Here is a 2035-nt window from a genome sequence, read left to right as displayed (position 1 = left end):
CGGCGCGTAGAGTGCCGACACGCGGTCGGCGATACGGCGATACCGGGCGCGACCACCTTCGGCGGCCTCCATCAGCCGAAGCATTTCCGCCAGGAACGAATCCTTGGCGGCGGCTTTGGCCTCGATCGTCAGCGAGCCGGTAAGGTTGAGGACACCGGCCCGCACGGTTTCACCTGGCGCGACGTTTCGCGGCGTGCTCTCGCCAGTGACCAGTGAGCAGTCCAGATCTGACGCCCCACGAATGATCTTGCCGTCGACGGGGATCCTCTCACCAGCCGCGATCAGGAGCTGCATCCCTGGTTCGATCTCGCCAACCGGCAAATAGTCGCGTGCGCCATCGCCGCGCAGCACCATGGCACCGCGTGCGGCGAGCTGTGACAGGCCTTTCACAGCGGTGCGGGCGCGGGCGCGCATCACGTGATCCAGCGTTCGGCCGATCAGGAGGAAAAACAGCAGCGAAACCGACGCGTCGAAATAGGCGTGGTCGCCATGGGTGATCGTCTCATAGAGGCTCATGGCGTAGGCCAGCGACACGCCGACGGCGATCGGCACGTCCATGTTCATGTGGCCGTGGCGCAACGCATTCCAGGCCGAGCGGAAGAAGATGCCGCCGGCGAAGGCGAGGGCAGGGATGGCGATCAGCGCCGAGACCCAGTGGAATAGGTCGCGGGTCGCGCCTTCGGCCCCGGACCAGACCGAGACCGACAGCAGCATGATGTTGCCAGCCGCGAACCCGGCGACTGCGACAGCGCGGATAAGCTCCGACAGCGTCTTGTCCTTTGCATCGGTGTCGGCTTCGAACAGATGTGCCTGGTAGCCCAGACGTCCGAGCATAGCGACGAATGGCGGAACGTCGTCGCCGCGCCAGCGGATAGACACCCGCCTCGTCGAAAGGTTGACACGAGCGTCCTCGACATGATCGAGCTTTCGCAACGCCGTCTCGATAGTCTGGATGCAGGCGCCGCAGTGAACAGCCGGTACCGAAAGGTCGGTCTGACGAAGGTCGTCGCCAAGCGATCGGCTCGCCAGCTTAACCTCCTCGCTTGACGGCAGGACCGAAGCGGGGCTGACCAAACCCAGTGCCATTTCAGCGCCCGGTGCACAACAGCTCATCTCAGCGCTCCATGAGAAATGATGATCCGGCGGACATCGCGGTAGGGTCTATCCAGACCGGCATCGGCGTCGACTTCGACGATCCAGACACCGTCCTTCGGCATGTGCTGCGCAGCAAACTCCTCGCCCGAGGCGAGGGCGAGCGTGACGGCCTTATCCTCATTCTCATAGGCGGGATGGCGAAACAGCACCTTTACTGCATGCAAGGGAACCGGCTTGCCAGCGGCGTCGGTGAGGCTATAGCGGACTTCTCCCCAGGCGATGGTCAGCTTGCCGGTCCAGCCGAGGGCTGCCTGCGCCCGCCCTTCCTCGGCCTTCTTGTTGAACTGCTGGCTCGCCACATAGGTGTTTTCGACCACAAGGCCGGTCCAGCTTGTGTTGGCGAGCGTCGCCATTGTCAAATTGACCGCGATCACCACCCCGAAGAAGGCAAGGATGATGGTCAACATGTGCTTGCCGGTGAACTCGCGTGATTTGTGAGCGTTGGCGGTCATCTGGCGATCTCCGGCGCGTTGAAGGTGGCGGTGTATTCGTCCGCCTCGAAGCTCGCCTTGTCCTCGACACGGAACGTGAAGGTCTGCGCCGTGCCGTGGATATGATCGGCGGGCTGGCGCACGAAGACCTTCAGCATTTTCAGGCGGTCGGGTTCGACCGGAATGGCGAAAGAGCGGCTTGCCTGAACGTCGTCGCCGACCACGCTCATTTCAGCTCCTTGCAAGCCTTGCATCGTGACGATGATCGTCCTTGGTTCGGGGATCATGTTGAGCAGCTTGACGGTATAGCCGTTGCGGATCGAACCGTCGGACAGCGTCACGAACTGCGGATTGCGGTCATGCAGCACGTTCACTTCGAGCCGGTCGCGCGTCAGCAGCGAATAGAGCAGGCCCAGGCCGATCAGCGACCACATACCCATGTAGACATA

Annotated in this window: 3 protein-coding genes; all 3 read right to left on the bottom strand. The window is 62.7% G+C overall.

All coding sequences use genetic code 11. From position 1 onward, the window contains the following. Window positions 1-1113 (bottom strand): heavy metal translocating P-type ATPase (locus tag X739_RS136645; protein WP_031252689.1); only part of this gene is annotated, 1113 nt, incomplete at its 3' end. Next, window positions 1110-1607 carry a FixH family protein gene (locus X739_RS136650; protein ID WP_023796695.1) on the bottom strand — a complete coding sequence of 166 codons (498 nt, stop codon included), beginning with the start codon at window positions 1605-1607 and terminating at the stop codon, window positions 1110-1112. The genes X739_RS136650 and X739_RS136645, both read right to left, overlap by 4 nt. Then, on the bottom strand, window positions 1604-2035 hold a 432-nt coding region (locus X739_RS0136520; RefSeq protein WP_031252688.1), incomplete at its 5' end, for a FixG Ig-like domain-containing protein. The genes X739_RS136650 and X739_RS0136520, both read right to left, overlap by 4 nt.

It is taken from the genome of Mesorhizobium sp. LNHC209A00 (assembly GCF_000502915.1).
Classification (GTDB): domain Bacteria; phylum Pseudomonadota; class Alphaproteobacteria; order Rhizobiales; family Rhizobiaceae; genus Mesorhizobium.
Note: the sequence above shows the minus strand (reverse complement) of the source record. Positions and strands in the feature narration are given on the sequence as shown.